This window comes from Bifidobacterium sp. MSTE12 (assembly GCF_000513015.1).
Lineage (GTDB): Bacteria > Actinomycetota > Actinomycetes > Actinomycetales > Bifidobacteriaceae > Bifidobacterium > Bifidobacterium dentium.
In genome coordinates, this window is record NZ_AZYA01000007.1 from 144,931 (window position 1) to 171,893 (window position 26,963).

22 protein-coding genes and 1 tRNA gene are annotated in these 26,963 nt (G+C 59.7%); 10 read left to right on the forward strand and 13 right to left on the reverse strand.

What is annotated here, in order from left to right; translation table 11 throughout:
- Nucleotides 1–25: 25 nt before the first annotated feature.
- The 3 genes from rbfA to ribF are packed head-to-tail and all read left to right on the forward strand — an operon-like array spanning nucleotide 26 to nucleotide 2,818.
- On the forward strand, nucleotides 26–535 hold the full coding sequence (gene rbfA / locus HMPREF1494_RS01480; RefSeq protein ID WP_034518724.1) for a 30S ribosome-binding factor RbfA: 510 nt from the start codon (nucleotides 26–28) through the stop codon (nucleotides 533–535).
- Nucleotides 516–1,604, forward strand: a complete 1,089-nt coding sequence (truB, locus tag HMPREF1494_RS01485) for a tRNA pseudouridine(55) synthase TruB (protein ID WP_034518729.1) — start codon at nucleotides 516–518, stop codon at nucleotides 1,602–1,604. The genes rbfA and truB overlap by 20 nt, the downstream gene beginning before the upstream one ends.
- A complete protein-coding gene (gene ribF, locus HMPREF1494_RS01490; RefSeq protein ID WP_034518732.1) occupies nucleotides 1,601–2,818 on the forward strand; it encodes a bifunctional riboflavin kinase/FMN adenylyltransferase in 1,218 nt (405 codons plus the stop codon). The genes truB and ribF overlap by 4 nt, the downstream gene beginning before the upstream one ends.
- A gap of 91 nt (nucleotides 2,819–2,909) precedes the next feature.
- On the opposite strand, the gene HMPREF1494_RS01495 is transcribed toward ribF, so the two are convergent.
- From HMPREF1494_RS01495 to radA, 7 genes are all read right to left on the reverse strand, one after another.
- A complete protein-coding gene (locus tag HMPREF1494_RS01495; RefSeq protein WP_034518735.1) occupies nucleotides 2,910–3,656 on the reverse strand; it encodes an amino acid ABC transporter ATP-binding protein in 747 nt (248 codons plus the stop codon).
- On the reverse strand, nucleotides 3,653–4,531 hold the full coding sequence (locus HMPREF1494_RS01500; RefSeq protein WP_034518738.1) for an amino acid ABC transporter permease: 879 nt from the start codon (nucleotides 4,529–4,531) through the stop codon (nucleotides 3,653–3,655). The genes HMPREF1494_RS01495 and HMPREF1494_RS01500 overlap by 4 nt, the downstream gene beginning before the upstream one ends.
- 24 nt (nucleotides 4,532–4,555) lie before the next feature.
- Nucleotides 4,556–5,422, reverse strand: coding sequence for an ABC transporter substrate-binding protein (locus HMPREF1494_RS01505; RefSeq protein ID WP_034518742.1), 867 nt, complete (start codon nucleotides 5,420–5,422; stop codon nucleotides 4,556–4,558).
- Nucleotides 5,423–5,572: 150 nt separating this feature from the next.
- Nucleotides 5,573–6,037, reverse strand: a complete 465-nt coding sequence (locus HMPREF1494_RS01510) for a cupin domain-containing protein (RefSeq protein ID WP_034518745.1) — start codon at nucleotides 6,035–6,037, stop codon at nucleotides 5,573–5,575.
- Between the two features lie 68 nt (nucleotides 6,038–6,105).
- Nucleotides 6,106–7,506: an amidohydrolase family protein gene (locus HMPREF1494_RS01515; RefSeq protein ID WP_003837303.1), complete on the reverse strand. Its 1,401-nt coding sequence runs from the start codon at nucleotides 7,504–7,506 to the stop codon at nucleotides 6,106–6,108.
- A 4-nt stretch (nucleotides 7,507–7,510) separates the two neighbouring features.
- Nucleotides 7,511–8,977, reverse strand: a complete 1,467-nt coding sequence (locus HMPREF1494_RS01520) for an adenosylhomocysteinase (RefSeq protein WP_003837302.1) — start codon at nucleotides 8,975–8,977, stop codon at nucleotides 7,511–7,513.
- A gap of 50 nt (nucleotides 8,978–9,027) precedes the next feature.
- On the reverse strand, nucleotides 9,028–10,437 hold the full coding sequence (radA, locus tag HMPREF1494_RS01525) for a DNA repair protein RadA (protein ID WP_034518750.1): 1,410 nt from the start codon (nucleotides 10,435–10,437) through the stop codon (nucleotides 9,028–9,030).
- Nucleotides 10,438–10,500: 63 nt separating this feature from the next.
- On the opposite strand from radA, the gene HMPREF1494_RS01530 reads away from it, so the two are divergent.
- Nucleotides 10,501–11,115: a hypothetical protein gene (locus tag HMPREF1494_RS01530; RefSeq protein WP_003837298.1), complete on the forward strand. Its 615-nt coding sequence runs from the start codon at nucleotides 10,501–10,503 to the stop codon at nucleotides 11,113–11,115.
- Between the two features lie 112 nt (nucleotides 11,116–11,227).
- Nucleotides 11,228–11,317 carry a 30S ribosomal protein bS22 gene (locus tag HMPREF1494_RS11080; RefSeq protein WP_004268639.1) on the forward strand — a complete coding sequence of 30 codons (90 nt, stop codon included), beginning with the start codon at nucleotides 11,228–11,230 and terminating at the stop codon, nucleotides 11,315–11,317.
- A gap of 80 nt (nucleotides 11,318–11,397) precedes the next feature.
- Here the strand turns inward: HMPREF1494_RS11080 and rpiA are convergent, their stop codons facing one another.
- From rpiA to pgm, 5 genes are all read right to left on the reverse strand, one after another.
- Nucleotides 11,398–12,096 carry a ribose-5-phosphate isomerase RpiA gene (gene rpiA / locus HMPREF1494_RS01535; RefSeq protein ID WP_003845060.1) on the reverse strand — a complete coding sequence of 233 codons (699 nt, stop codon included), beginning with the start codon at nucleotides 12,094–12,096 and terminating at the stop codon, nucleotides 11,398–11,400.
- A 140-nt stretch (nucleotides 12,097–12,236) separates the two neighbouring features.
- The gene (locus HMPREF1494_RS01540; protein WP_034518754.1) at nucleotides 12,237–13,439 is read right to left on the reverse strand and encodes a ribonuclease H family protein; all 1,203 of its coding nucleotides are present in this window, start codon (nucleotides 13,437–13,439) and stop codon (nucleotides 12,237–12,239) included.
- Nucleotides 13,440–13,476: 37 nt separating this feature from the next.
- Nucleotides 13,477–14,844 carry a sensor histidine kinase gene (locus tag HMPREF1494_RS01545; protein ID WP_034518755.1) on the reverse strand — a complete coding sequence of 456 codons (1,368 nt, stop codon included), beginning with the start codon at nucleotides 14,842–14,844 and terminating at the stop codon, nucleotides 13,477–13,479.
- A complete protein-coding gene (locus HMPREF1494_RS01550; RefSeq protein ID WP_003837290.1) occupies nucleotides 14,844–15,641 on the reverse strand; it encodes a LytR/AlgR family response regulator transcription factor in 798 nt (265 codons plus the stop codon). The genes HMPREF1494_RS01545 and HMPREF1494_RS01550 overlap by 1 nt, the downstream gene beginning before the upstream one ends.
- Nucleotides 15,642–15,849: 208 nt before the next feature.
- Entirely contained in the window at nucleotides 15,850–17,526 is a 1,677-nt protein-coding gene (gene pgm, locus HMPREF1494_RS01555) for a phosphoglucomutase (alpha-D-glucose-1,6-bisphosphate-dependent) (protein ID WP_003837289.1), read from the reverse strand.
- Nucleotides 17,527–17,818: 292 nt separating this feature from the next.
- On the opposite strand from pgm, the gene HMPREF1494_RS01560 reads away from it, so the two are divergent.
- Together HMPREF1494_RS01560 and HMPREF1494_RS01565 are read left to right on the forward strand one after the other, a co-directional pair.
- Nucleotides 17,819–19,954, forward strand: coding sequence for a glucose PTS transporter subunit IIA (locus HMPREF1494_RS01560; RefSeq protein WP_034518762.1), 2,136 nt, complete (start codon nucleotides 17,819–17,821; stop codon nucleotides 19,952–19,954).
- A 29-nt stretch (nucleotides 19,955–19,983) separates the two neighbouring features.
- Nucleotides 19,984–20,871: a PRD domain-containing protein gene (locus tag HMPREF1494_RS01565; RefSeq protein ID WP_003842610.1), complete on the forward strand. Its 888-nt coding sequence runs from the start codon at nucleotides 19,984–19,986 to the stop codon at nucleotides 20,869–20,871.
- On the opposite strand, the gene HMPREF1494_RS01570 is transcribed toward HMPREF1494_RS01565, so the two are convergent.
- Entirely contained in the window at nucleotides 20,787–21,923 is a 1,137-nt protein-coding gene (locus HMPREF1494_RS01570; protein WP_192917627.1) for a diacylglycerol/lipid kinase family protein, read from the reverse strand. The genes HMPREF1494_RS01565 and HMPREF1494_RS01570 overlap by 85 nt on opposite strands.
- 130 nt (nucleotides 21,924–22,053) lie before the next feature.
- Between HMPREF1494_RS01570 and serS the strand changes: the two genes are divergently transcribed.
- From serS to HMPREF1494_RS11635, 3 genes are all read left to right on the forward strand, one after another.
- A complete protein-coding gene (gene serS, locus HMPREF1494_RS01575) occupies nucleotides 22,054–23,340 on the forward strand; it encodes a serine--tRNA ligase (RefSeq protein WP_003837283.1) in 1,287 nt (428 codons plus the stop codon).
- Between the two features lie 235 nt (nucleotides 23,341–23,575).
- Nucleotides 23,576–23,660, forward strand: a tRNA-Ser gene (locus tag HMPREF1494_RS01580).
- A 282-nt stretch (nucleotides 23,661–23,942) separates the two neighbouring features.
- Nucleotides 23,943–26,873 carry a hypothetical protein gene (locus tag HMPREF1494_RS11635; protein ID WP_051404693.1) on the forward strand — a complete coding sequence of 977 codons (2,931 nt, stop codon included), beginning with the start codon at nucleotides 23,943–23,945 and terminating at the stop codon, nucleotides 26,871–26,873.
- Nucleotides 26,874–26,963: the final 90 nt, after the last annotated feature.

The following is a 26,963-nucleotide window of genomic DNA, read 5'->3' on the forward strand; positions in this document are numbered from 1 at the left end:
AAAATACGAACTTATAAGGAAACCCATGGCAGGAACCAATCCCCGCGCCGCACGCATTGCGGCGCTGATTCAGCGCGTGATCGCGTCTTCGATGGAGGCGCAGCTGCACGACAAGCGACTGTCCAACGTGACCATCACCGAAGTGCGCGTGACCAACGATCTGCAGATCGCCAAGATCTACTGGACCCAGCTCGGCCATGAAGGCCATGAGCAGGGCGAACGCCGCCGTGCACAGCAGGCCCTGAACCAGGCCAAGGGACGTCTGCGTTCGCTCGTAGGCTCCAAGGCCGGTCTGCGCCTGACCCCGCAACTTGAGTTCATCTTCGATGAGGTGCCGGGAGAGGCCCATGAGATCGAAGACATCCTCGCCATCGCGCGCAAGCGTGACGAAGAGCTTGCCAAGGCCCGTGAGACTGCGCAGTATGCAGGCGACGCCGACCCGTACAAGCATGATGAGCCGAACGATGACGACGATTTCGATGAAGATGACGACATCGAAGTCGAAGATTGGGACGATGACGACGAAAAAGCCTGAGATTTCCGGCCTGCTCGTCGTGGATAAACCGCAGGGTGTGACCAGTCACGACGTGGTCGCGGCGATACGTGGCGCCCTGCATATGAAGCGTGTCGGGCATGCCGGCACGCTTGACCCGATGGCCACCGGCGTGCTGGTGATCGGCTTCGGCAACGCCACCCGACTGCTCAACTATATCGTGGACCATAGCAAGACCTATCTGGCTACGATTCGACTCGGACAGCGCACCGCCACGGATGACGCCGATGGCGAACTGCTGGAACCGTCGGCACCGATTGCAGAAGCCTTTCCATCCCGCGAGACTGTGGAACGGGTCATTGCGGAACGGTTCACCGGGCGTATCGAACAGGTCCCGAACTCCTATTCGGCCATTAAGATCAACGGCCAGCGCGCCTACGATCTGGCCCGTGAAGGCAAGCAGGTCGAACTGAAGGCCCGGCCGGTAACCGTTGAGGAATTCCGCGTTGACGCCGTGCGGTACGGTTATGCGTCAACGAGACTTGCGGATGCGCCGTTGACCGATGCGCAGGACATCGGTGCGGGGGAGCGGTGGCATTCCATCTCGGCCGCTCCGGATGTGCGGCCGGTCATGGAACTGGACGTTGCGGTGAGTTGCTCCGCAGGTACCTATATCCGTGCGTTGGGGCGCGATTTGGGTGAGGCGCTTGGCCTTGGCGGATACCTGACCATGCTGCGCCGCATTCGCATCGGCGACTTTACCGAAACCATGCCGAACATCGTCACCGCGCACACCGAATCCAAAACCTTCACCAATCGGGAAGGCGTGGAAGTCACACGTAATCGTGCCGTAATCGACGATGCCGAGCATCTGACCGACCGTGCACTCGGCATGGTCGACAGCGCCAAAGCGTCCATGCCCATGCTGCGAATCAGCGATCAGGAGGCGACTGACCTGCGCTTCGGCCGCAGAATCGCCCATGACATCCGTGAGACTACGGCCGCATACGTGCCCGAAACCGGCGATTTGGTGGCCATCATCGAGCGCGCCAAACGAGGCGAAGCCAAGCCGGTGGCCGTATTCGTACAACAACAAGAAGGACAACGATGAAGATAATCACGCTGACGCCAGACGAAAGTGGCATGGTCGACTGGCCCACCTTAAGCAACGACAAGAAGTCCGTACTGACCATCGGCTCCTTCGACGGCATGCATCAGGGCCATCAGGCGGTGATCCGCCGTGTGGTGGAACTGGCCCGGAAGGAACGTTCCTTCTCCGTGGTGGTGTTGTTCGAGCCGCGTCCCGCCATGGTGCATGGCTATGCGGCCAAGCATGACGGTCAGGAACCGCCGGTCGGCATGCTTGACACCCAAGCGCTGACCAGTGTCGATGAGCGGTTGCGCAGCATCAACGCACTCGGCGTGGATTACACGATCATCGTGCACTATACGCTAGAATTCGCGGCGAAATCCTACCGGTTCTTCCTTGGCCAGATGGTCGGCAAGCTCGGCATGCGCGCGCTCGTACTCGGTGCCGACGCGGCTTTGGGAGCCAATCGTGCCGGCGACGTGAAGGCCATCGAGAATCTGGCATTGGCAACCGGCGTATTCCAGCTCGACGTGGTCGACGATCATGGCCCGGGAGAGACACGGGTGCCGGCCAATGCCGAGCCGGTCATGCCGGCCGACCATGGCGAGCCAGCCGACCCGTTGGAAGGCGCCACCAAGGCGGAACGGCGTGCATGGAGCAAGAAGCATCAGGCCAAGGCCGTGCGCGTGTGGAGCTCCACCAACGTGCGGTACCTGCTCGGTCAGGGCCGTATCAAGGATGCAGACGCCATTTTGGGGCATATGCATGCTGTGGAAGGTACCGTGGTGCATGGCGAGGAACGCGGACGCACCATCGGCTTCCCGACTGCGAACCTGAGTCAGGATGTGTTCGGCTATCTGCCGGTTGACGGCGTCTATGCCGGATGGCTGGTCGATTTGGGCAAGGCGGGAGACGAGCCCGGGAAACCTGCGGACGGCATCGCCACCGCATACGATTCCAGCTCCATGGATGCGCGTCTGGCACCGCATTCGCCATATCGTTGGCCAGCCGCAATCTCCATCGGCACCAAGCCGACGTTCAACGAAGCCACCGGTATGCATGAGCGCGTGGTCGAAGCCTACGCCATCACCGACGACTGGCTTGATCTGTATGGTCATCAGGTGCGTGTGGAATTCGCCGGATTCCTGCGTCCGCAGATCAGGTTTGCATCGGCGGACGATCTGGCCGCTGAGCTCAGGCGCAACGTTGAGGAGACGAAGCGCCTCACGGCGTGACGAACGTTAACCATGTCCACGGTCGAACAGGGGCGGACACCCTACGGATGGGTGTCCGCCCTTACGTTCTTTCGACTGGACGGTAACGCCGTCAGCTCCTGAAATGAGAGAAGAACTCTCGGGTTTCGGGATCCTGGGATTCATCCATGACCTGTTGCGGCGTGCCGTTTTCGGCGATGACGCCGTGGCGTAGCAGTACGATGCGGTCGGCAGCATCGTGTGCGAAACTCATCTCGTGCGTGGCCATGAGAATCGTGGTGACCTGTTCCTTGAGTTCGGCCACCATGTCAAGCACCTCGCCGACCAGCATCGGATCGAGTGCCGAGGTGATTTCATCGAGCAGCAACAGTTCGGGATTCGTCATCAGCGCACGGGCGATGGCCACACGTTGCTGCTGGCCGCCGGACAGCTGATCGGGATAAGCTCCCGCCTTGGCGCGCATGCCGATGCGGTCGAGCAACTCCAGCGCGCGTGCCTCGGCCTTGGCCTTGCTCCAATGATGGACCTTGGTCGCAGCCAATGTGACGTTGTTCATCACCGACATGTGCGGGAATAGGTTGAACTGTTGGAAGACCACGCCGATGCGTGAACGGATCTCATCCTGGCGCACGCGCGGATCGGTGATGTCGGTGTCCGCCAACCAGATCTGGCCGTCATCGACACGCTCCAGCAGATTCACGCATTTCATCAGCGTCGACTTGCCCGAACCGGAAGGACCGAGCACGGCCACGACCTCATGCTGATTGACATCGAAGGAAATGCCCCTGAGCACTTCGTTGCCATTGAAGGATTTGCGGATGCCGTCAAGACGCAGCACCGGGGTGTTGGCATTGCTCATACTGTGCCTCCGCTCAATTCGCGCTTGCGCAGACGTGCCGCATACCAGTCGTTCAGCAGGATGAACGGCACGCTCATCAGAATGAACAGCAGGCTCGCCACCACATACGGCGTGAAATTGTAGGTGCTGGCCACTTCGATCTGTGCGGCGCGTACTGCGTCGACGGCACCCAGTACGGAAATCAATCCGACATCCTTCTGCATGGAGATGAAATCGTTCATCAATGCGGGAGCCACCTTGCGCAACGCCTGGGGAATCACGATCATGCGCGTCGTCTGCCCGGCAGTCAAGCCCAGGGAACGGGCCGAAGCGCGTTGCGACGGGTGTACGTCGTTGAAACCGGCGCGCAGCACTTCGGCCACGTATGCGGAATAGCCCATGACCACGGCGATGGTGCCCAGCAGTGACGGATCGATGCGTCCGAAGATGCCCAGGCCGGGAATGCCGAATCCGATGAGGTACAGTACGACGATCATCGGTACGCCGCGCATGATCGTCGTATACAGTGCGGCAAGCACCCGCAGCGGGAACAACACTGGATTGTTGCTGGTGCGCACCAGGGCGATCAGCGTGGCGAAGATGGCTACGCCGATCAGGGCCACGACCAGCACCTTGACGTTCAGCCACAGGCCAGCCAGTACTTCAGGCAATGATGCTGCGAAGTATTCAGGGGAGAAGAACGTCTCCTTGACCCGCGGCCAGCCGGGGGACATCTCCAGTCCGACCACGATGATGGCAGCCAGCACGATGGTGCTGATCAGACTGGTGATGACCGATTTCAGCTGTTGCCGTTTGCGGTATGCGCGTCGGGAAAGCTCAACCTCGCTGGTCTGGTGGCCAGCGAGGTCGTCCGGACGGTTATCCGAAATACTCATGAACGGGATCCTCGTGACGGGGGATTACTTGAGTTCCGTCAGATCGGTGGTGTATTCGGCAAGCCACTCGTCCTGCAGCTTCTGCAGGGTACCGTCCGACTGCAGTTCGTCCACGGCCTTGGAAGCGGCGGAGGTGAGCTTGGAATCCTTCGGCAGCACGATGCCCATGCCGTTCGGATCGGTGGAGCCGGCGATGCGGCCGACGACCTTGGCGTCCTTGACTTGCTCGGACTGCACCATGTACACGCATTCCACGGTGCTGGTCACCAGGGCGTCGATCTGGTTGGCGTCGAGTGCCTGGGCTACGGCCGCGTCATCGTTGAAGGTCTGCACGTCACTCTTGATCTTCTTGGCATACTTGTAACCTTCAGTGCCCACCATCGCGCCGATGGTGGCGTCCTTCAGATCGTCCAGGCTCTTGGCGTCGGCGTATTTGCCGTTCTTCTTGACGATGATGGCCTGCGAGTCGTTGTAGTAGCTGCTGGTGAAGTCCACGGCCTTCTTACGCTCATCGGTGACGCCGAACTGCTGGATGTTCATGTCCCAGTCCTTGGCGCCCGGTGCGATGGCGGTGTCGAAAGTGGTGCGGGTCCATACCACGTCGGACTTCTTGAAGCCCATCTTCTCGGCCACGGCGTAGGCCACGGCAGCCTCATAGCCTTCGCCGGATTCCGGCTTGTCATTCATGACCCACGGCTCATAGGCCGGGTCGCCGGTGGCGATGGTCAGCTTGCCCGGATTCACCGTCTGCTGGGTGATGTCGGAGCTGTCGGAACTTGCGGAGGCCGAGCCGGAACCGTTGCCCGAACCGCATGCCGCGGACAGTGCCAATGCTGCGACGGAAACGATCGCCGCCGCGGCACGCATGAGATGCTTACCCGAAAATGCCATGTTCTTCTCTTTCTTCTTGTGGATCGTGGTGTATTGCTTCTCTATGGATGATGCTTGTGATGCCGGGATACGTCATGGTGATGCGCCCACACTATAACGTATCGTGATTTTCGAAACGCGTCGATCGGTATCACGGTATTCGATAACGGATTATTCGAGGGTGAAGCCTTCGAACACGAAACCCGGACTCACCACGCAGGAGACCAGTGCGTCGCCGGAGCCGGGCACGGTGCGTTGCCAGACTCCGGCCGGCACCACCGCGTGTCCGCATACCGCGGCATCATGCCGATCGGAGGCGAGGTCGGAACCCAGCACGATGGTTTCGAGCCGGTCGTCTGCGGCAGGCCCGTCGCCATCGCCGCCCAGCTGAAGCGTCACCGGGGCGGGACCGTGCCACAACCAGATCTCGTCGGCATCGACCTTATGCCAGGCGCTGGCGTCGCTCTGCGGCAACAGGAAATAGATCAACGACGCCAACGGGCGTGCGCTGCCGCCATCGATGTGCGGCGATTGCCAGTCCCGTATGTACCAGCCTCCTTCCGGATGCGCTTCGAGACCAAGTCGTGACACCACCGATCGCGCGTATTCGCTCATATCCTCCAACGCGACGCTCATAGCCGCTCCTTTCCGCCATTCCTGATGATGTTGCCCGTGTTCGTTCGTGACCGGTGTGCGCCTGTGGCCTACCGTTCTTGCCGTATATCGAATATGCCGTCGTTATGCACGACGTTGCCCGAGATGATGGTTGCGCGGTTCGTGCCGGCTCCGTGCCGGACGAAATCCTCCAGCGTCCGTTCGATGGCGTATGGAGAATCGATGCCTACGGGAATGTCGAAGAACGCCAGATCGGCCGTGGCTCCCGCATTGATCTGGCCGATGCGTCCCGCTCCCACATGCATGCCCATCTCTTCGGCACCGCCGATGGTAATCATGCGGATGATGCGGTGGGTCAGATCGTCACGCGTATAGCCCTGTTCGCGTGCCAGATCGTAGATCATGGCCGCATCGTCGAGCACGTCCAGACTTGGCGAGCTTGACAGCGAATCCGTGCCGACGGCCAGCAGGTTGCCTTCTTCCAGATATTCGCGGATCGGAGCGTCCCGGCCGGTCACGGTGATGCGGTTCGAACGTGGGCACAGTGCCACGCCGACGCCACGCTGCCGTAGGATGCGCCGATCTTCCGCATCGGCCCACACGCCATGCGCGATATGCACGTCGGGACCAAGCGAACCCAGCTGGTCGACGAATTGGATGGCGGAGGCGCCTTTGCCGGCGGCCCTGAGCTGCTTGTAGCTGGCCCATTGGCCGTCGCGCCAGTCGGCTGCCGAATACGTGGTGAGCGTGGTGTCGCGCTCGCCGGCCTCCATCGGCGTTTCGGCCAGGTGGATGTGCAGGCGCATGTCCAGTTGCCGGGCGATGTCGGGCAGATCCACGAACGGTCCGGATTCCAAGGTGTATGGTGCATGCGGGCTGATACCGATGCTGGGCAGGCCTTCCTGATGCATGTGCCCGAGGTTGTCGATGAGTTCCGGAATGCCCTCGGACTTCCAGTCGCCGTTATGCCACCCCATGACCTCCCAGTAGGCGATGCCATGCATGCCTTGCGAGGCGAGGGCACCCACGGCCTCGGGGTCGGTCACGATGTCGGCCGCCGCCGTGGTGCCGGATTGGACCATCATGCGTGCGCCCCGATAGGCGGATTCCTTCCATGGGCGAGTTTCCTGCAGTTTGGCATACACCGTGTTGAAACCGATCTCCCAAGCGCGGAAGCGGTCATAGGTGCCACGGCCCACTTCCGCCATGTCGGTGTACTGCAGGTGGGTATGCGCGTTGATCAGGCCGGGGGTGATGATGCCGTTCCAGTGGTGTTCGACGACACGTCCGTTGGTGGCCATGTCGTGTTTCAGCTCGTTGAACACCCATCGGCGGGTGCCCACATGCACCACGCGGCTTCCGGCCACGGCCACGGCACCATCCAACACCACCGGTCCGGTGACGGGAATGACCATCGGTGAACTGTAGACGGTCACCGAGTCGAGCGGTTGCGGATGCGCCGCCAGATGCAGCGGACTGTCGAGGGACATGCCGTTACTCCTTCTCATTCTCCGCGAAGCGGGTGAGCGTCCAATCATACCCGTTGTCGGCTACGGCATGGCTTGCCCGATAGCCTCGCGTACGTAACGCGATATCGGCGATGTGACGGTCGATGTCGCGTCCGAGGCGTTGCAGTCCGGGCTGCAACGTGCCGCGATGCCTGAGCAGATGGGCCACGGCCGATGCCTGCACCGCGAAGCTCAGATCCATGATTTCGATTGGATTGCCGCCTCCGACGGTGTAGTTGACGCCGTCGCCTTCCGAAATCAGACGAATCACCGGGCCATCGGGCACCGCCAGATCGCGGAGCTCTCGCTTGTTCTCGGCATGGAATCCGTCAATCTGATCCAATGCGATTTCATTGGCGATGCCGCCGATCACCGACAGCACGGCGTCCGGCTTCATCCGCCGCATATGCTGCAGGGTGATGGTATGGCGCACGCCGGTCGCGGAGACGACGATGTCCGACTCGCCGATCGCCTGATCGATGTCATAGGCGCGGAATCCGTCGAATACGGCCTGCAGGGCGACCACGGGATCGGTGTCGCAGATGGTGACGTTGGCTCCGAGCGCACGCACACGATGGGCGAAGCCCCGTCCGACCGGACCATAGCCGACCACGCTCACATTGCTGCCGGCGAAGCAATCGGATCCGAGTATGCGCTGCAACGTGGTGATGCAGGTTTCGCCGGTGCCATGAGCGTTGTCGAAACCGGTTTTCAGCATGCTGTCGTTGACGGCGATGACGGGAAAGGTGAGCGCCCCGGCATCCTGCATGGCCTGGAATGCGCGGATGCCGCTGGTCGTCTCTTCCGCCACGCCGATGATATGCCCCATGAGTTCCGGCCGTTCCATTGCGGCAAGACGGGCGAAGCTCGCACCGTCATCGATGATGATGTTCGGCTGAATCTCATCCAATAAGTCAAGCGCACCCTGATGCGCCTGAGCCGGCGTCCAATCAGGATCGTATGCGACTGGAATGCCTTCCGTGCGTAGCTGTGCCGCCACACGCTCGTCGTTGGCTTCGGAACCGCAGTAGGCGCCCACGATGGCGCCGGCGGCCTTCAGCTGTCGTAGCAGCACGGCGGTCTTCGGTTCAAGAATCAGACAGACCGCGATACGGATGCCGGTGAAATCGACGTCCTTGCGCATCTGACGCATCAATGCGTCAAGTACGAGCATGTGTTCCTGTGCGAATCGCATCGCTTCGGCACCGGTCAGTTCACGCGCGTCGACCACGTCGCCGAGCGGCATGGTCGCGTCGATGGCGTGACCCGTCTGCATTTCGGCGGAATCACGGGAGGGAACCATGCCCCAATCCTGCGCCTGTGCGAGGTCGGCTTGGTCGATGCCGCATGACGCTCCGCCATCATGCCCGATGTAAAGCCGTGTGCCGGCCAATGAACGGTTGGTCTTCTGCGAATATGCTTCAGCCCATGCGCTGAAACGGAACGGTTCCATGGGGTCTCGTTACTCCTTAATCCTTCTGATGGCCGGTATGCAAGGCATGTCTATTTCAGCAGGACGCCGAGCGCGTCCTTAAGCGTATCGGCTTGGACGATGGTGAGTCCGGGGACGGTGACGCGCTTGCGCAACGTCGGCACTACGGCGGTGGTGAAGCCCAGTCGTGCGGCCTCGCGCAACCGGTATTCCAGACGGGGAACCGGACGAACCTGGCCGGTCAGCGAGATTTCGCCGATGGCACAGGTCGTGCGTGCGATCGCCTTGGATTTCGCGGCGCTCGCCAACGCCGCCACAATGGCCAGATCACAGCCCGGCTCCTTGGCGAGACCGCCTGCGATGGTGGAGATGTACAGGTCGTTCGCCAACAGATTGATGCCGCCATGCCGGTACAGTACGGCGACCAACATGGCGATACGGTTGGAATCCACGCCGTTCGCCGCGCGTCGGGGTGTCGGCAGCACGGATTTCGTGACCAATGACTGCACTTCGATCGGCAGACTTCTGTGACCGTCCAGCGTAAACGTCACACAGGTGCCTTCCACCGGAACGGAACCATTCGAGGACAGAAACAGTCCGGAGGGGTCGCTCACCTCTTCGATGCCCTCGCCGCTCATGTCGAAGCAGCCGACCTCGTCGGTAGGGCCGAAGCGGTTCTTCACGGCGCGCAGCATGCGCAGCGCCGTCTGGGCGTCACCTTCGAACTGGCACACCACGTCGACCAGATGTTCCAAGGTACGCGGTCCGGCGATCGAACCGTCCTTCGTGACATGGCCGACCAGCAGTACCGGAACGTCAAGCGTCTTCGCGGCGTCGATCAATGCGCTCGCCACTTCGCGCACTTGGGTGGAGCCGCCGGAGATGCCGTCGACGTCCTGCGAAACGATGGTCTGTGCGGAATCCACGATCGCCAGCGCCGGCCTGACCTGTTCGATCAGGCCCAATACCGTAGCCAGATCGGTGGTGGCGGCCAGCAACATGTTTGGTTCGATCGCATTGATGCGGGAGGCGCGCATGCGCACCTGTGCCTGCGATTCCTCGCCGGAAACATACAGGACGACGTTGCGGTCACGATGATTGGCGACCTCGCGCGCCACATTGCCCGCCGTTTCCAGCAACAGCGTCGATTTGCCGATGCCGGGCTCGCCTGCGATCAGCGTCACCGATCCGGGAACGATGCCGGAGCCCAGCACACGGTCGAATTCCGAAAAGCCGGTGGGGATTCTGGACATGTTTTCCGTGCCGATTTCGGTGATCGGCCTGGCGGCGGAGGAGGGTACCGCGCCCGATTGCGTGCGCGACGTGCGCCCAGGGGCGGCGGTGCGGGAAGCGGCGGAAGGCCGTGCCTCATGAAACTCCTCGATGGTGCCCCACTGGCCGCATTCCGGGCAACGGCCGTACCACTTCGGTCCACTCCAGCCGCATTCTGAGCACAAAAACTGCACGGAAGTCTTCGCCATAACGTTGACATTACGGAGGTTTTAGGACATTGCGCGTCTTATGGCTGTGAAAGAATTAAGCGTATGTCTAATACGCAAACCTCTTCCTCCCATGGCAAGCTGATCGCCGCCGTCGTGGCGGCCGCCGTGGTCGTGGTGCTCGCTCTGGTCTCCGCGTTCGTCTGGCCGGGCTGGGCGTTGAACAAGAACGATGCGGCGACGTCTTCGCAGTCGTCTTCGCAGAATGCCGAATCGAATGCCAAGCCGACCATCGACGCAGTGGCACTTCCGGACGGCTCGAGCGAACTGCTCAAGGCCATGCCGGACACGGTATTGAATTTCGCCCGCACCAAGGCCGACGCCAGCAATACTTGGAGCGGTGCCTCCCCGGTCGAGGAATACACGTTGACCTATTCGACCGGTGACGCCTCCAAGGACGTCACGCTCGTCGTGGCGCAGTGGACGCAGCAGGATGCCGCGAAAACGCAGTATGACGCCCTTGCCAGCGCCATGACCGGCAAGGAGTTGGGTAGCGGCAACGTGAAGGTCAGCGGCGAGCAGACCGGCAGCTATTCCTTCAAGTCCGATCCGGATGATGAGAACAAGGCAGTGGCGCTATGGCAGAACGACACCGTGGTGTTCCAGGCGACGGGTTCCAAGGAGTCGGTGCAGCGTTTCTATCAGCAGTTCCCGCTGTAGATTCCGGCATGATTCCAGTATGCGAGTGTGCCTGTGCGCATTCGTCCCCGAAGCAGTGTAGTATTGGGCAAGTTGCAAACTTTTACCCTTTGACCAAGGAACGGAGGCTGAGATGGGCTCGGTCATCAAGAAGCGCCGCAAGCGTATGAGCAAGAAGAAGCATCGTAAACTGCTTCGCAAGACTCGCCACCAGCGCAAGTAGTCTTCAGGCGCGTACGAAGCGTTCGCAAAACAAAATCCCGCGACTCCTTTCGGAGTGCGGGATTTTTGCTATGCAAAGACTCACTTGTTGGAGTTGGTCATGACGCGCGGGCCGTTCGGATCGCCGACGATGACCTGATCGACCATGTGCAGGAACAGGCCGTGCTCCACCACACCGACGGTGGTGATGAGGTCTTCGGCCAGATCCTCCGGATGGTCGATGCGCTCGAGATGCAGATCGACCACATAGTTGTTCTCGTCGGTGCGCACCGGCTGGCCTTCGGCGTCAAGGCGCAGCACCGGCTTGTAACCACGGGATTCGAACTTCTTGATGACCTGGCCTGCGCCGAACGGAATCACCTCGACCGGCAGCGGGAACTTGCCGATGGTGTCGACGACCTTGGACTCGTCGACGATCCATACGATCTTGTTGGAGTTGGTGGCCACGATCTTCTCCCACAGCAGGGCGGCGCCGCCGCCCTTGATGCCGTTGAAGTCCTTGTCGACCTCGTCGGCGCCGTCGATGGTCACGTCGATATGGTCGACGTCATCGATGTCAACGATCTTGATGCCGTAGCCTTCGGCCTGCTCCTGGGTGCGGCGGGAGGTGGTGACGCCCGTGAACTCGAGACCCTCCTCCTTGACGCGACGACCGAGCTCGTCGACCAGGAAACGTACGGTCGAGCCGGTGCCCAGGCCTGCGATCATGCCGCTCTGAATCAACTTGGCGGCCTCGATGCCGGCCGCCTTCTTCAGTGCATCCTGCTGTGCCTTGTCCATAATGCTCCTTCGATATGGGATTAAGACCGGTTCCATACTATCGGATGCGCTGATTTTTGGCGGCTTGAGCCATGTCATGGGCGCCACGTTCGGCGTGCGGACGGCAACGAAAAAGTTTTCACATAGTGTTTCACGGTGTATTAGGCGTGCTTCACCGCGAACGGGGCCTCATCCAGTACCAGCGTGCCATCACCCATCACATAGCCTTCCACGGCGATATAGCCACGAATCAGGCGTGGCTTGCCGTCAAACGTCGGACTGGACTCCGGCGGGGGAGTGAACCGTACCGTACCCGACACCGCAAGTCCTGACGGGCTGGGCCGATGTGGCAGTTTCGGCAGATTCCGATCCGCCGGGCCGCTGGAGGTATCCGCATCGTCCGCCTTCGGTGACTGCGACACGGTTTGCGTGCCATCGTCCGCCGTGCCACCGTCCGTCATGCCGTCGGCGGTATGCTGCAAAACCGTTGTCGCCGCGATGTCATCATCCTTCGCAGCGGGGGTCTCATCGTCGTCCTTGGGGAAACAATCCGGCCTGACCAGCAACTCGGCAAGCGATTTGCGGGGTGCATCGGTGGCCTCCGTGGTCTTGAGCGGCCGTGTCGGTTCCTCGATCGCCAGTGTTTCGGTGGGTTCCTCAACCGGTTCGGGGGCCGGATAGCCTTCCGGTTCGACCAGCATGTCGGCAATCGATTTCGCGGATTTGCGAGGAAGGGGCGTCGTGCCGCTTTCGCCCCGGCCGAGGTGATACTCCTTCGTGCCGATTGCGCCGTCAAGCAGCATCCTGGCATCCTCCGGAACATCGGTGCCTTGCGAATACTCGGAGGCCAGCAATGACTGCCAACCCTCCAATGGCAGGTATCCTTCACGAACCTTCGAACGGCAATCATCCGCGTAGGTGCGTGCCAGCTCATCGACCTTCTCGTTGCCGGCGTTGCCGGCATGACCTTTGACCCACACGAACTTCACCGGGCCGGGACGTTGGGAAATCTCCGCGTCGATCGCCTTGATCAGCGCCGCGTTCTTCACCGGCTTCTTCTGCGAATTCTTCCAACCGTTCTTCTTCCAGCCGTGCACCCACTTGGTGGAACAGTTGATGGCATACTGCGAATCCGTTTCGATCACCAACGGTTCGGAACCCGGATGCGCGCGCAACGCCTCCAGTACGGCGCACAGTTCACCAATCTGGTTGGTGCCGTTCGTGGCGCCGCCGGCATCGCAGTCACCGGCATGGTCATGGCCGGGAGTGCCGCCCGCATTCAGGTCGTGATCGGCCCAGCCCCAACCCATCGGGCCGTTCGGGTTGCCAAGTGCGGAACCGTCAGTAGAAACCGTAATCGTCATGCCTCTACCCTACGGAGGCCGCGCGACTCGTATCGGTTCAGACCTTGTCGAGGCACAACATGACCGACGCCTTGAACATCTCGCCATCGTATTCGAATGCCGCCGTGCCGCCGTACCGTTCGGCCGTCTCCCTCACCGTCATGGTGCCCAGGCCGTTGCCGCCATGCTTGCTCGAGGCGAAGTCGCCATCGACCTGCGTGACGGAGGAATCGTATGAATTGTCGACGACGATGAACAGCGAGGCCGGAGGTCCGTCGTTGTAACGAATGCGTACGCGCAGCTTCTTATCGCCGTCGCTCTGGATCATGATCGCCTCGACGGCATTCTCCAGAAGGTTGCCGACCAGCGAGCACAGTTCCGCGTTGTTGATGCTGATGTATGACGGCACCGCGGCCTTGACGTCGACGTCGGCGCCTTTGTGACGGGCCCAATCGCAGTAGTAGACCAGCACCGCATTCAACGAGGCGTGCTCGCAGTACTGCATGGGATGTTCGGGGGCAAGCAGCCGGTGTTTGGCCATTTGCTCAAGGTAGTCGCGGATGCCGTCCACGTCGTTGGCCGCGGCGAGCGTCTGCAGGGTCTGAATATGGTGTCTTGTATTGTGCCGGATCTGTCTCGCTTCGCGGATGCGTTCGTTCATATGCTGCAGCTGTAGGGTCTGCATCGCCGCATAATGCTCCCGCTTGGTCGCCTCGAGCAACCGTTCGGACTGCCTGATCATATACCAGATCAGCAGATAGGCCAATGCCATGAAGCAGGAGTAGGCGATGGCGATGGTGAAGGCAAGTGCCCGTACGTGCTCATTCATGACCGAATCGTTGTCGGCGGGCAGGCACCAGACCACGATTGCCGTTGAAATGAACGGGAACAGCCAGATGAGCTGCCAGAAGGACGGACTGATGGCGGGACTGTTGAGCGTGGATGGGATGGAGTCGCGCAATGGATGCCATAGGCACAGCGGCGCGAGGATGTCGAGTATGAGCTGATTGATGAATCCCGGCCAGCCGACGCGCAGGTTCACCGACTGCTCGCCAAGCACGGCCACGTCCATGACCAGCGACAGATAATAGATGATCGCCACCACGTAGGCGGCGGTGCTGCATAGGAGCATCACCTTGGAGACGGTCAGGTTCGTCACCTTGCTGAACACCAGTACCGCGACGATGCCGGTCGGAAACACCGTCCATAGCGTTGGAATCCGGAACATGCCGCATATGAAACCGGACAGTATGAACCATATCGTGCCAGCCGCCAGAATGATGCCGCCGGTGAGTTTCGGATTCTCCATGCGGTTCCACATGGCCATCAGGCACAGTATGAGGCCCATCAGTGCGTTGATCTGTTCGCCGATGGCGAAGAACATATCGGAAGGTGCCGTGGCGGCGACCAGTTCGATCAGATTCATCACTGCTCCGATCTCATGCGGGTGAACGTGTATTCCGCGTATTTGCGGCAGGTGGTGGTCACCGCGGTTTTGGTGATGGGAATGCGCTTGCCGCCCTTCATCACGAATTCGGCGTTGCTGATGCCGGTCACGTAGTCGAAGTTCACCAATACCCCGCGTGCGGTGCGGTAGAAGTTGTCGAAGACGGTGAGACGCCGCTCCACGTCGGAGAAGTTCGTGCGGATCTTGCTGCAGGTGCCATCGGCGAACGTGAACTCCACATAATGCGCGTTGGACAGGCAGTAGACGATGAGACGGCGATCCATGTTGATTGCGGGATTGCCGAATGCCACCTGCCAGGCCGCATCGGCGGCATGCGACGGTTTGTCCGTCGACAGATGCGTGACGCGTGGTCTTTCGCTCAGGGTTTCGTAGGCGCGATCCATGGTCGCGTCGAAATTGGCGCGGCTGATCGGTTTCAATATATAGCCGGTCGCCTGCACCTCATAGCCGAGCACGGCGAAGTCACTGCTGGATGTGATGAAGACGATGGGGCAGTCATCGCGTTGCCGTCGCAGGAAGCGTGCGATGTCCAGGCCGGTCGGTGCCGTCGCGTCGGTTTCGTCGTCGGTCAGGTAACAGTCGAGCAGCACCAGGTCGAAACGGTTGGATTTCCAGCTCTCGATGAAATCGTCGGTGCCGGTGAAGGTGCCGCAGTCAATGTCAAGATCGTGCTTGTCCCGAAAATAGGCGGTGCACATGGTCTTTACCAGCTGTCGTTCGGCAGGATGGTCCTCGACGATTGCGACGCGCATCATGTACCTCCCTTGGCAATGAGACCGAATCCCGGGTTTGTGTTCAAGCGTAACCGTCTCGGGTGATGTTAGGGGACCGCTTCGGGTGTGTGTCATGCCAGAAGACGGTGTTTCGTGCCAGAGGTTCCACGCATGAACAAGCCCGTCGGAGGATTTCCGGCGGGCTTGTTCGCAGTGTGGATCCCTATGATTACTTGGATCTATCGGTTAATCAATCGGCCAGTGCCTTGTCGACGACCTCGGTGGCCTCGGCGAGCACCTTGTCGAGCGCCTCGGGGGATTCGAAGGATTCGGCGTACACCTTGTAGATGTTCTCGGTGCCGGACGGGCGAGCGGCGAACCAATTGTTCTTGGTGGTGACCTTCAGGCCGCCGATCTTGGCATGGTTGCCCGGAGCTTCGGTGAGCTTGGCGGTGATGTCTTCACCGGCCAGCTGGGTGGCTTCGACGTCGTCGCCGGAAAGCTTGCCGAACTTGATCTTCTGCTCAAGGGTGGTCGGCGTGTCGACGCGCTTGTACCAGCTTTCGCCGAAGCGCTCGACCTGCTCCTGATGCAGCTGTGCCGGGTTCTTGCCGGTCTTGGCGGTGATCTCCGCGGCCAGCAGGTCCGGAATCAGGCCGTCCTTGTCGGTGGTCCACACACGGCCGTCCTTGCGCAGGAAGGACATGCCGGAGCTTTCCTCGCCGCCGAAAGCGACCTCGCCCTTGAACAGCGGATCCACGAACCACTTGAAGCCGACCGGAACCTCAACGAGCTTGGCGTTGATGGAAGCGGCGACGCGGTCGATCAGGGAGGAGGAGACCAGGGTCTTGCCGATGCCGGCGCCCTCCGGCCAACCCGGGCGGTTGCCGCCGAACAGGTACTCCACGCATACGGCGATGTAGTGGTTCGGGTTCATGACGCCCCAATTCGGGCACACGATGCCATGGCGGTCGGCGTCCGGATCGGTGCCGCCGACCAGATCGTACTTGTCCCATGCGCCGTTGTTCAGCGAATCGACCAAGCCCTTCATGGCATATGGCGAGCTCGGATCCATGCGGATCTTGCCGTCGTGATCGATGGTCATGAAGCTCCAGGTCGGATCGACCTGCGGGCGCACCACGTCGATGGTCAGGTTGAACTTCTCATTCATCAGCGGCCAATAGTTGACCGAGGCGCCGCCAAGCGGGTCGATGCCCAGGCGCACGCCGGAGGAACGAATCACGTCGAAGTCGATGACGTTCTCCAGATCGGAGACATAGTGGTCGCGATAGTCGAAACGCTCGACCAGATCGGACTTGACGGCCTGATCGAACGGCACGCGCTTGACGTTGCGGAAATCGCCGAGCAGCTCGTTGGCACGATCGGCGATGGCATTGGTCACGTCGGACGGAGCCGGGCCGCCGGTGACCGGATCATACTTGAAACCGCCGTCGGTCGGCGGATTGTGGGACGGGGTCACGACGATGCCGTCGGCCAGGCCCTCGCCGGTGAAGCGCTGGGTGCCGTCGGCGGCGCGGTTGTGCGTCAGGATGGCCTGGGACACGACCGGGGTCGGCGTGAAGTCGTCGCGTGAATCGATGCGCACGGTCACGCCATTGGCGACGAGCACTTCGATGGCGGTCTTCCAGGCAGGCTCGGACAGGGCGTGGGTGTCGCGGCCGATGTACAGCGGACCGGTGACGCCGGCCTTCTTGCGGTATTCGGCGATGGCCTGCGTGATGGCGACGATGTGGGCCTCGTTGAACGAGGTCTTCAGAGACGAACCGCGGTGACCGGAGGTGCCGAAGGAGACACGCTGTTCCGGAACGCTGGGATCGGGGACGACGTCATAGTACTTGCCGATGACCTCGTCGACGTTGATCAGATCTTCTGGGGTGGCGGGCATTCCCGCATTATTTGCAACCATAGCCCCATTCTGCCACGCTTTGGGGCGATGCGCGCGTAAGCGCCATATTGTGTTCAACGGATTATGGCGAAGGATTCACGTTGCAGGCTTCGCTGCGGGATGATTTGCATGCGATGGGGGAATGGTGTATCGTGCTTAGCGATTCGACTAATGCAGGGTTGCTAGTCAACTGAGAGACGCAAGACCTGAGGTATGGCATGCTTTGCTGTATCTCGGGTCTTTTTTGTTGCTTTCGAGCAGCGTTGCATGAGTCGGGACGGTTGTATCCGGGAAGGAAAGGAAAGCAATCAGGATGGCTGACTCACTCGCATCGCAGATCATCGCCGCCATCGGTGGTCCTGAAAACATCCGCAGTCTGACGCACTGCGCCACGCGACTGCGTTTCGAACTGGTCGACGCAGGCAAGGTCGACCAGAACGCCCTTGAACACATGAAGGGCGTGCTGGGTGCGGTTCCGCAGAGCGGCGACCGCTTCCAAGTGGTGATCGGCGGCGCCGTGGCCACTGTATACGAAGACATCATGCATCTGCCTGAAATGGCCAATGCAGGCGGTGCCGTGGCTTCCGGCAATGCCGCAGGTGATGGCGGCAAGCCGATGAGCAACGCCGAGGTGAAAGCGGCGGCCCGTTCCAAGGCGCGCGGCAAGGTGGCATGGCTCGATTCCTTCTTCGAATACCTGTCAGACTCCTTCCGCCCGATTCTGGGCGTGCTGCTCGGCGCCTCCATCATCATCGCGCTGGTGAACCTGCTGATCTCCCTCGGCGTGATCCCGAACGATGAAGCATCCGCAGGCTGGGTGTTCGTCAAGGCCATCTGGAAGGGCGTGTTCTACTTCCTGCCAATCATGGTCGCCTACAACGCCTCCAAAAAGCTCAAGGTCGACCCGTGGCTGGGCGGCTCCATCATGGCGATGCTCATGACCCCGCAGTTCATAAGCCTGATGAACACCAAGACCTTCGGCTCCACCGTGTGCGTGGAGAATTCGGCTCTCGGCACCACCTCCTGCACCGCCAACATCTTCGGCCTGCCGATGCAGCTGAGTGACTACAGTGGCAACGTATTTGTGCCGTTGCTCATGGCCGCGGTGCTCGCCCTCGTGTACCACGGACTGAAGAGGATCATTCCGGACAGCGTACAGCTCGTGTTCGTGCCGTTCTTCTCCATGATCATCGTGGGTGCGCTCACCGCATTCATCATCGGTCCGATCGGCGTATGGGCCGGCAACGCCCTCGGCATCGGCCTGGCATGGCTCAACAACTACGCTCCGTTCGTCTTCGCCGTCCTGATTCCGCTGCTGTATCCGTTCCTGGTGCCGCTCGGCCTGCACTGGCCACTCAACGCCCTGATGCTCATGAACATTCAGACCCTCCGCTACGACTTCATCCAAGGCCCGATGGGCGTGTGGAACTTCGCCTGCTTCGGCGCCACCGCCGGCGTGCTGTTCCTGTCCATCCGCGACAAGGACAAGGACATGCGCGCAACTTCGCTGGGCGCTCTGGCGGCCGGCCTGCTCGGCGGCGTTTCCGAACCGTCCCTGTATGGCATCCATCTGCGTTACAAGCTGGTCTACAAGCGTATGCTGATCGGCTGCGGTCTCGGCGGCATCGTCATCGCCGTGCTCAGCTGGTTCTTCCCGTCCGTCACCGCCTCCGGCCAAGTCGTGCATGGCGTGACCACCACCGCGTTCGCCTTCACCTCCCTGCTGACCATCCCGGTCTTCAACCAGATGTGGGTGTATGCGGTTTCCATCGCCGTGGCCTTCCTGACCTCCTTCATCCTGATCATCACCCTTGATTACCGCACCCCGGAGCAGAAGGCCGAAGTGCTGGCCCGAGCCGCCGCGGAATCCAAGGTCGAGTCCGCTCCGGCCGCAGCCGCGCCGAAGGGCACCCCGGCAGCCATCAAGGTGGCCGAGGCGACCGCCGACGCCGAAGCGGGTTCCGACGAAGCCGCCGCGGCGATCGCACAGGCTTCCGCCGACACGGTCAACGCGCCGATCGCGGGCCACGTCATCACGCTGGACGATACCGGCGATCCGGTGTTCGCCTCCCGTGCGCTCGGTGAAGGCGTCGGCATCGAGCCGACCGCCAGCACCGTGGTGGCCCCGGTCTCCGGCGTGCTGCAGACCGTTGCGGAAACCGGTCACGCCTTTGGCATCAAGACTGATGACGGCATCGAGGTGCTCGTGCACGTCGGCATCGATACCGTGAAGATGAACGGCGAAGGCTTTGCCGTGGCCGTCAAGGCGAACCAGCATGTGCATACCGGCGACCTGCTCGTCACCGTTGATTTTGATAAGGTTAAGGAAGCTGGGTACAGCACCACCACGCTGATGACGGTGCTCAACACCGTTGCATTCGCCTCCGTTACGCCGAAGACGGGCATCGACGTCGAAGCCGGCGATGCGGTGATCGACATCCAGCGCTGACCTTGCAGTCACTGTAGGAAAGGGTCGATGTGGACGTTCTTCGTGTATTCAACAACAATGTCGTGCTGGCCAAGGATGGCGACCGTGAGGTGATTCTCACCGGTCGTGGCATAGGGTTCCAAGCCAAACCGGGCCAACATGTCGACGATGCGAAGATCGTCCGCCGATTCGTTCCTGCGGACGGCCGGGATCCCGACCATATGGCCGAACTGTTGGCCGGGATCCCGCCGGAGATCATTCGACTGGTCACCGATGCCATGTCCCGTACCGGGCTTGCCGAGCAGATCGAGGCACAGCCCACACTGGTCATGGCACTGGCCGACCATATCTGCGGCGCGATCCAGCGGTCGCAGAAAGGGCAGACCATCGAATACCCGCTCGAGGCGGAAGTGCGTTCGCTGTATGCGGGCGAATACGCCAAAGGTGAGGCGCTGGTCAACGCCATGAACGATTATCTGGGTGGGGCGTTGCCAAAAGGCGAGGCCGTGGCGCTTGCCCTGCATTTGGTCAATGCCGGCTTCTCCACCGGAGATCTGTCGAACACCTACACCATGACCGGCGTGATCCAGCAGATGCTGTCGGTCATCGAAAACACCTACGACGTGACGCTCGACCAGCACAGCGTCAATGTAGGGCGCTTCATCACACATCTGCGGTATCTGTTCGTCCGTATCTACCAGCATCAGCAGCTCAGCGACGAGCCGCAGCCAATCGTCGATACCATCATGGCATCATATCCGCAGGCGACCGCCTGTGCGAGGCAACTCGCCATCGTGGTAGGCATGCGGTTGAACGCGACGCTGACGGAAGCGGAAATCGCCTATCTGGCGCTTCACATTTCCCGCGTCACAGCCGATGCGGCCAAGGAATCGTCATCCGAGGAGACGACTTCCGGCACGCGTACGCATAGTGCCTGACGTTCCACGCTGAACCGGATATGCTTCGTCTCAGGAAGCATATCGCCGTCGACCTGCGCCAAAACGGGCTTTTCCAATGTGATTTCGGCGCTTACGCCCTGAATCTGGTCCACCGTGGAATTCGTGGACAGCGGACTCTGCTGTGCCTTGCCGGTGATCGTCTGGTGCAGTACGTCGCCGAACAGGTTGGCCCAGCCCAGAATGCCGCCGGAGGTGTCGATGATCTCGTAATCGAGGATGCCATCGTCGTAGACGGCGTCCGGCATCAGCGAGAACATGGGAATCTGGCCGCAATTGCCCGCCATGAACGTGCGGAAGGACAGGCCGCGCGTGGTATGCGTGCTGCCGTCCTCGCTGGTGATGGTCACGTCGCCATGGTATTTCGGCGCGAACAGGTTCTTGACGCCCGACACGAAATACGCCAGCCAGCTGATGTTCTTCTTGAGTTCAGGATCGGTGTCGTCGATCATCAGGGCATCGAAGCCGATGCCCGCGATGATCAGGAACGCGTGGCCATGATCGGTGGTTTCGTCATCGAGCAGGGCGAGACGGCCGACGTCCACTTGGCGGGAGCCATGCGAGGTGGCCACGGTCAGGGCGGCGTCGATGTCATCCACGGGAATGCCCATATTGCGCGCGAACAGGTTGCCGGTACCGATCGGCACGATGCCCAATGCATGGCCGGTACCCGACAATGCACTCGCCACCGTACGCACCGTACCGTCGCCTCCGACGGCCACTACCACGTCGGCACCGCGATCCAAGGCCTCGAGTGCGCAGACACGGCCGTCCTTGTCGAGCTGCGTGTCGATGAAGTCCACCTGCGTAAGGCCTTTCGCCTCGCAGAATTCCCTGATATGCCGCTTGCGCTGGTCGGCCTGCGGCTTCGAAGGGTTGATGACGAATACGTAATGCACTTGGTCGTCGCTGCGCTGGTCAAGCTGACGCGCCAACTTGTGATGTCTGTACGCGCGCACGCCGAAGAAGGCGGCGACGCACACTGCGGCCACGCCGATGACGATGAGCAACGAGATGATAACGGGCATAGGCATGTCTCCCATTGTCACCGAAAATAGGTCGAAAATGTGAATTCGACGCGACAAAATCGACGAAAACTGCACGTTGCACGCAAAAACGGATGGTACATGTTCACTGTCGGCTTGCGGCACTAGTCTTAAAGGCATGCTTGATATCCAATTCATTCGTGAACATGCTGACGTTGTCAAGGAATCCCAGCGTAAGCGTGGCGAATCGGTCGAACTTGTCGACGAGGTGCTACGCTCCGACGAGGTTCGCCGCTCCTCTCTGAAGGAATTCGAAGCTGCCCGCGCGCAGCAGAAGGAGATCGGCAAGAAGGTCGCCGCGGCCCCGGCCGACGAGAAGGCCAAGCTGATCGCCGAAACCAAGGAACTGTCCCAGAAGGTCTCCGAGTACAAGGCCGCCGCCGATGCCGCAGCCGAAGAGTATACGACCGCCATGTGGAAGCTGTCCAACATCGTCGAGCCGGAGGCTCCGGAAGGCGGCGAGGACGACTACGTGGTCGTCAAGAAGGTCGGCCAGATCCGCGATTTCGCGGCGGAAGGCTTCGAACCGAAGGATCATCTGACCCTCGGCCGTGGCGTTGCCGGCATCGATATGGAGCGCGGCGTGAAGGTCGGTGGCTCCCGTTTCTACTTCCTGCGCGGCCAGGTGGCACGCATGCAGATCGCCATGCTGACCATGGCCGTCGACCAGGCCGAGGAGCACGGTTTCACCTTGGCCATCACCCCGACGCTGGTGCGCCCGGAAGTGATGCGCGGCACCGGCTTCCTCAACTCTCATGCGGACGAGATCTACCGTCTGCGCGAGCCCGACGAGCAGTATCTGGTCGGTACCTCCGAGGTGGCGCTCGCCGGCATGCATGAGAATGAGATCCTCGATCTGTCCGACGGCCCGCTGCGCTACTGCGGTTGGAGCTCCTGCTATCGCCGTGAAGCCGGTGCCGCTGGCAAGGACACCTCCGGCATCATCCGCGTGCACCAGTTCGACAAGGTCGAAATGTTCGTCTACACCAAGCAGGAAGACTCCTACAAAGAGCATGAACACCTGCTGGCCATGGAGCAGGAGATGCTCGGCAAGGTCGAGGTGCCGTACCGCATCATCGACACCGCCGCCGGCGACCTCGGCTCCTCCGCGGCCCGCAAGTTCGACTGTGAGGCCTGGGTGCCGACCCAAGGCCGCTACCGCGAGCTCACCTCCACCTCCAACTGCACCGAGTACCAGGCCCGTCGCCTGAATATCCGTGAGCGTATGGAGGACGGCAACACCCGTGCCGTCTCCACGCTGAACGGAACGCTTGCCACCACCCGCTGGCTGGTCGCCATTCTCGAGAATCACCAGCAGAAGGACGGCTCCATCGTCATTCCGCAGGCCATGCGTGCCTACATGGGCGGCAAGGAAGTCATCGAACCGACCAAGTGGGAGGCCTGATTTCAGGCATTGCTGAATTTGGCATGCGATTGAGATAAAAACGGCGTCAGCGTGGTGCTGGCGTCGTTTTTTGATTCACGATTCGGTGTTTCGCTACGGATCTTGGCTGGGAATCCTCTTTTTCCGTTTTTGGATGGACGAATCGAGATTGTCGTCTCACGACGCTGTTTATGTGTGTGCGATGCTGAAGATTTCCGAATGCTGTGCTATATTGACGTTTCGTGCATTGCACATTGGACAGATGTCTGAGCGGTCTAAAGAGACGGTCTTGAAAACCGTTGAAGGGCAACCTTCCGCGAGTTCGAATCTCGCTCTGTCCGCCTTTGGGCTTATTGGATTTTTCAGTAAGCCCTTTTTCTTTTTGAAGGTGGTTGATTGCATGTGTGTTGGAAACACTGTGCTGTTGGCGTAGTTTCATGGAAATCTCATAAGCGTTCGAAGGACTATGAAAATAATCGTAATAACGATTTCATAATGCTGCAATTCTCTTGAAATTTCAAGAAAAGAAATTCATGATAACGTTTTTACAGATATACTTGTGATACGGCTTTCAATGGTGATGGTCGTGTTCTGCTCAGGCGGGGTATTCAAAGGAGAAGAAAATGAGTTATTGGAGTCGTGTGGTGGCTTCGGTTTCCGTTGGCGCTACGCTGTTAATTTCCGGAGGTGCCGTTGTGGTTCAGTCCGCAATGGCTGCTGAGGGCAATAAGGCGGTGCAAATTCTTAATGTGGATTATGGGACCGAAACGGGTGATTTTCGTGGCGGTGCTTCGGGGACGCTCTATGGGCTTGGCGATGACGGTTCTCCAACAAATGCCATACTTGACGGTGCTCAGGTGGAGAATTCCTCCCAGAAGCCTCCAAGTGGCACACAGCATCCGAGCGGTGACGCGTTGTCTTTGGAGAATCAGTTCTTTTCCAACGGTGGTAATGAACTGGCAGTGTACATGCAGGATTACTACTCGGATTGGAGCTATAACGGCGGTAGCCGTCCGTCCGATGACCGAACCTATGTACTTGACGTACCGGTAAGCGATCCCACCTACGGAACCTATGCTTCCGGTGGCGATGGCGTATGGGATTATGCTCAAATAACCGAAATAGTGGTTAACAAAATTCTGGCCAACACCGAATATCCCGACCGGTACACGTTCATTCCTTTCAATGAGCCGGACGGTGGAAACTGGTACGCGTCAGGAGACAATGCGAAGGCAAAGATCTTCAAGACATTCCTCAGCGACTGGGACTCGGAGTACGAGTTGATTCAGAAAATATGGAACCAATACAAATCCGGGGAAAAGGTCGGCAAAACCGTCCCTACGGCGGACCACGCCCGTGTTGCGGGGCCTGGCGACTGTGAGTATCGGCAGAACAGGAGCAATGCCTTCCTTGCACATGCGAAGTCGAAAGGCACATTACCTGATGTGTTCGTATGGCATGAATTAGGCAAGGGAAGTCTGTCGTCTTTCCGTACGCATTATGAAAAGTATCGTGCGCTGGAAAAGAAGAACGGAATCAGTCCACTCGATGTGAACATCACCGAGTATGGTGAACTGCGGGATATGAGTGTACCGGGTCAGCTGATTCAATGGCAGTCGATGTTCGAAAGCGAAAAAGTGCAGGCGGAAACCGCGTACTGGAATTACGCCGGAAACCTTTCCGACAACATGGCCAAGGCCAATTCTGCCAATGCGGGCTGGTGGCAGTTCAAATGGTATGGAGACTTGCGTGGGACTCGGACCGTCAAAGTATCATCCGATTACCTGAACAAAGCGGACAGCCTGCAGGCAATTGCAGCCATAGATCAAACCAACAGAAAGGCCACGGTACTTTACGGCGGTGCCAATGACAATAACTCTGACCAAGTAAAGAACACTGGGGCGAATATTCCGGTCACTGTCCATTTTTCCGGTCTTAGTACAGAGAGATTCGGCACTTCAGTAGATGTGGAAGTTAGGGAGAATGCATTCACCGGACCTGACGGAGTTGCGGCCACGCCAAGAGTTGTGAATGTGGTCTCCGGAGCGGATATTTCTGATGGAACTCTGGACGTGACCACAATGAGTGTTGACCGATACGCATCATATCAACTGGTGGTCACTCCTCATAGTGATCGTGCTCTGAAAGTCGATGATGCTTCTACCGGACGGGCCCTACTTGTTGAAGAGGCTGAGAATGCCGTTCTGTCCGGTGGTGCGCAGACGTATGTTAAGACTCCATGGGGCGATGGATGGAACTATTTCATGACTTCAGGCAACGGCGATGTTGGCAGCTTCAAATCAGGTTCGACCGCTACTTGGACGGTGGATGTTCCTGCGGATGGAACATATCGTTTCCAGGTGATTAGCGGAAATACGGGATTCCCTGGAACGAACGGGGTCGCAGTGGACGGCATCAGTGCCGGGACACTGCGGCTCGGTGCTGAGCTTGCCATGAAATCGGCCGCAAAATGGTTGTATCGAGGTAGTAGCGAGATTGAATTGCAACTTAGTGAAGGCGTTCATCAAATTCAACTTCAGGGGTCTTCCATGGATAACACGCTTGATAAGTTCCTCCTGTATCAGGTGAGTGATTCTAATGGGAATATAGATAAGACCGAATATCCTGCTTCTCAATTCCGTCTGACAGACGGTGCGTCCCTTACCTATGACCAGAGCGGTGCCAAAGGCTTTGCCCAACTGAACTCTGGTGTTGCCAAGGTGTTCGCGCATGCATGGGAGAGCGGATACCATACCGTCACTTTGGAATATCGTGCCGCTCAGGGTGATGTGATGAGTCTTCGGATTAACGGGAACCTTGTGGGCGAGATCGTTGCCGAATCGAATGGATTGCAGAGTTCAAGCATCAACGTGGCAATGGCCGAGGGCATCAATGAAATCACTGTGTCCGGTGATTCGTCGATTCTGGTGTGCGATGTGATGGTCATCAGGGATCTGAGTGATGATGGCGCCGCGATATCCGTTGAGGCGGAGGATATGCAGCTTGGCGGTGGTGCGCAGATCGTGTCCGCTTCGGGAACCAATGCTTCTGGTGATGGATACGTTTCCGGACTTGGAAACCAATTTGTTACGCAGGAGAGTGGCGCCTCCGGCATGGGAGACCAGACTCGAGTCGTGACGGTGGACTCGAATAATACTCCTGACCTTATTGAGGGAAACAAGGGAACTCTTACGATTCCTGCAGGGACCGTTCCTGCAGGAAGATATTCGGCGGTGGTGAGTTTCTCCAACGACGCGTTCATCGGAAACCATGACTACAATCCTCAGATTGTGGATTTGGGATTGCAGATCCGCGCAGGTAACGACGAAGGCGAGGAGCTTTCGAGGGATGCATTCAGATACACGTATTCAGATACCAATTTTCTTGATAGAACTTTGAGTGTTACGACGGATGGCGGTGCTCTTGTGTTCGGCAATTGGGATTCCCCGGGATTGGGCCAGGGTGCGGTATCGTGGGGTGTCGCGCCAAATATCGACAAGATCGTGTTCTATCCCATTGTGGCTGGGGAGGTTGTCGGACGCTCTCTTGGATGATGGGCGATTTAAGAACGTCGTAGTTTTGTGAAAACGATACCAAGGCATTCCCGGTTCGGTCTAGAGGTCGGACTGGGAACGCCTTCTGTG

Coding starts and splice junctions, on each gene's coding strand:
- HMPREF1494_RS11635 (WP_051404693.1), top strand. CDS start 23,943: ATGAGTTATTGGAGTCGTGTGGTGGCTTCGGTTTCCGTTGGCGCTACG.
- HMPREF1494_RS01550 (WP_003837290.1), bottom strand. CDS start 15,641: ATGATGCGCGTCGCAATCGTCGAGGACCATCCTGCCGAACGACAGCTG.
- ribF (WP_034518732.1), top strand. CDS start 1,601: ATGAAGATAATCACGCTGACGCCAGACGAAAGTGGCATGGTCGACTGG.
- pgm (WP_003837289.1), bottom strand. CDS start 17,526: ATGGTTGCAAATAATGCGGGAATGCCCGCCACCCCAGAAGATCTGATC.
- truB (WP_034518729.1), top strand. CDS start 516: ATGACGACGAAAAAGCCTGAGATTTCCGGCCTGCTCGTCGTGGATAAA.
- HMPREF1494_RS01505 (WP_034518742.1), bottom strand. CDS start 5,422: ATGGCATTTTCGGGTAAGCATCTCATGCGTGCCGCGGCGGCGATCGTT.
- HMPREF1494_RS01545 (WP_034518755.1), bottom strand. CDS start 14,844: ATGAATCTGATCGAACTGGTCGCCGCCACGGCACCTTCCGATATGTTC.
- HMPREF1494_RS01520 (WP_003837302.1), bottom strand. CDS start 8,977: ATGGAACCGTTCCGTTTCAGCGCATGGGCTGAAGCATATTCGCAGAAG.
- rpiA (WP_003845060.1), bottom strand. CDS start 12,096: ATGGACAAGGCACAGCAGGATGCACTGAAGAAGGCGGCCGGCATCGAG.
- serS (WP_003837283.1), top strand. CDS start 22,054: ATGCTTGATATCCAATTCATTCGTGAACATGCTGACGTTGTCAAGGAA.
- HMPREF1494_RS11080 (WP_004268639.1), top strand. CDS start 11,228: ATGGGCTCGGTCATCAAGAAGCGCCGCAAGCGTATGAGCAAGAAGAAG.
- radA (WP_034518750.1), bottom strand. CDS start 10,437: ATGGCGAAGACTTCCGTGCAGTTTTTGTGCTCAGAATGCGGCTGGAGT.
- HMPREF1494_RS01560 (WP_034518762.1), top strand. CDS start 17,819: ATGGCTGACTCACTCGCATCGCAGATCATCGCCGCCATCGGTGGTCCT.
- HMPREF1494_RS01570 (WP_192917627.1), bottom strand. CDS start 21,923: ATGCCTATGCCCGTTATCATCTCGTTGCTCATCGTCATCGGCGTGGCC.
- HMPREF1494_RS01515 (WP_003837303.1), bottom strand. CDS start 7,506: ATGTCCCTCGACAGTCCGCTGCATCTGGCGGCGCATCCGCAACCGCTC.
- HMPREF1494_RS01540 (WP_034518754.1), bottom strand. CDS start 13,439: ATGACGATTACGGTTTCTACTGACGGTTCCGCACTTGGCAACCCGAAC.
- HMPREF1494_RS01495 (WP_034518735.1), bottom strand. CDS start 3,656: ATGAGCAATGCCAACACCCCGGTGCTGCGTCTTGACGGCATCCGCAAA.
- rbfA (WP_034518724.1), top strand. CDS start 26: ATGGCAGGAACCAATCCCCGCGCCGCACGCATTGCGGCGCTGATTCAG.
- HMPREF1494_RS01530 (WP_003837298.1), top strand. CDS start 10,501: ATGTCTAATACGCAAACCTCTTCCTCCCATGGCAAGCTGATCGCCGCC.
- HMPREF1494_RS01510 (WP_034518745.1), bottom strand. CDS start 6,037: ATGAGCGTCGCGTTGGAGGATATGAGCGAATACGCGCGATCGGTGGTG.
- HMPREF1494_RS01500 (WP_034518738.1), bottom strand. CDS start 4,531: ATGAGTATTTCGGATAACCGTCCGGACGACCTCGCTGGCCACCAGACC.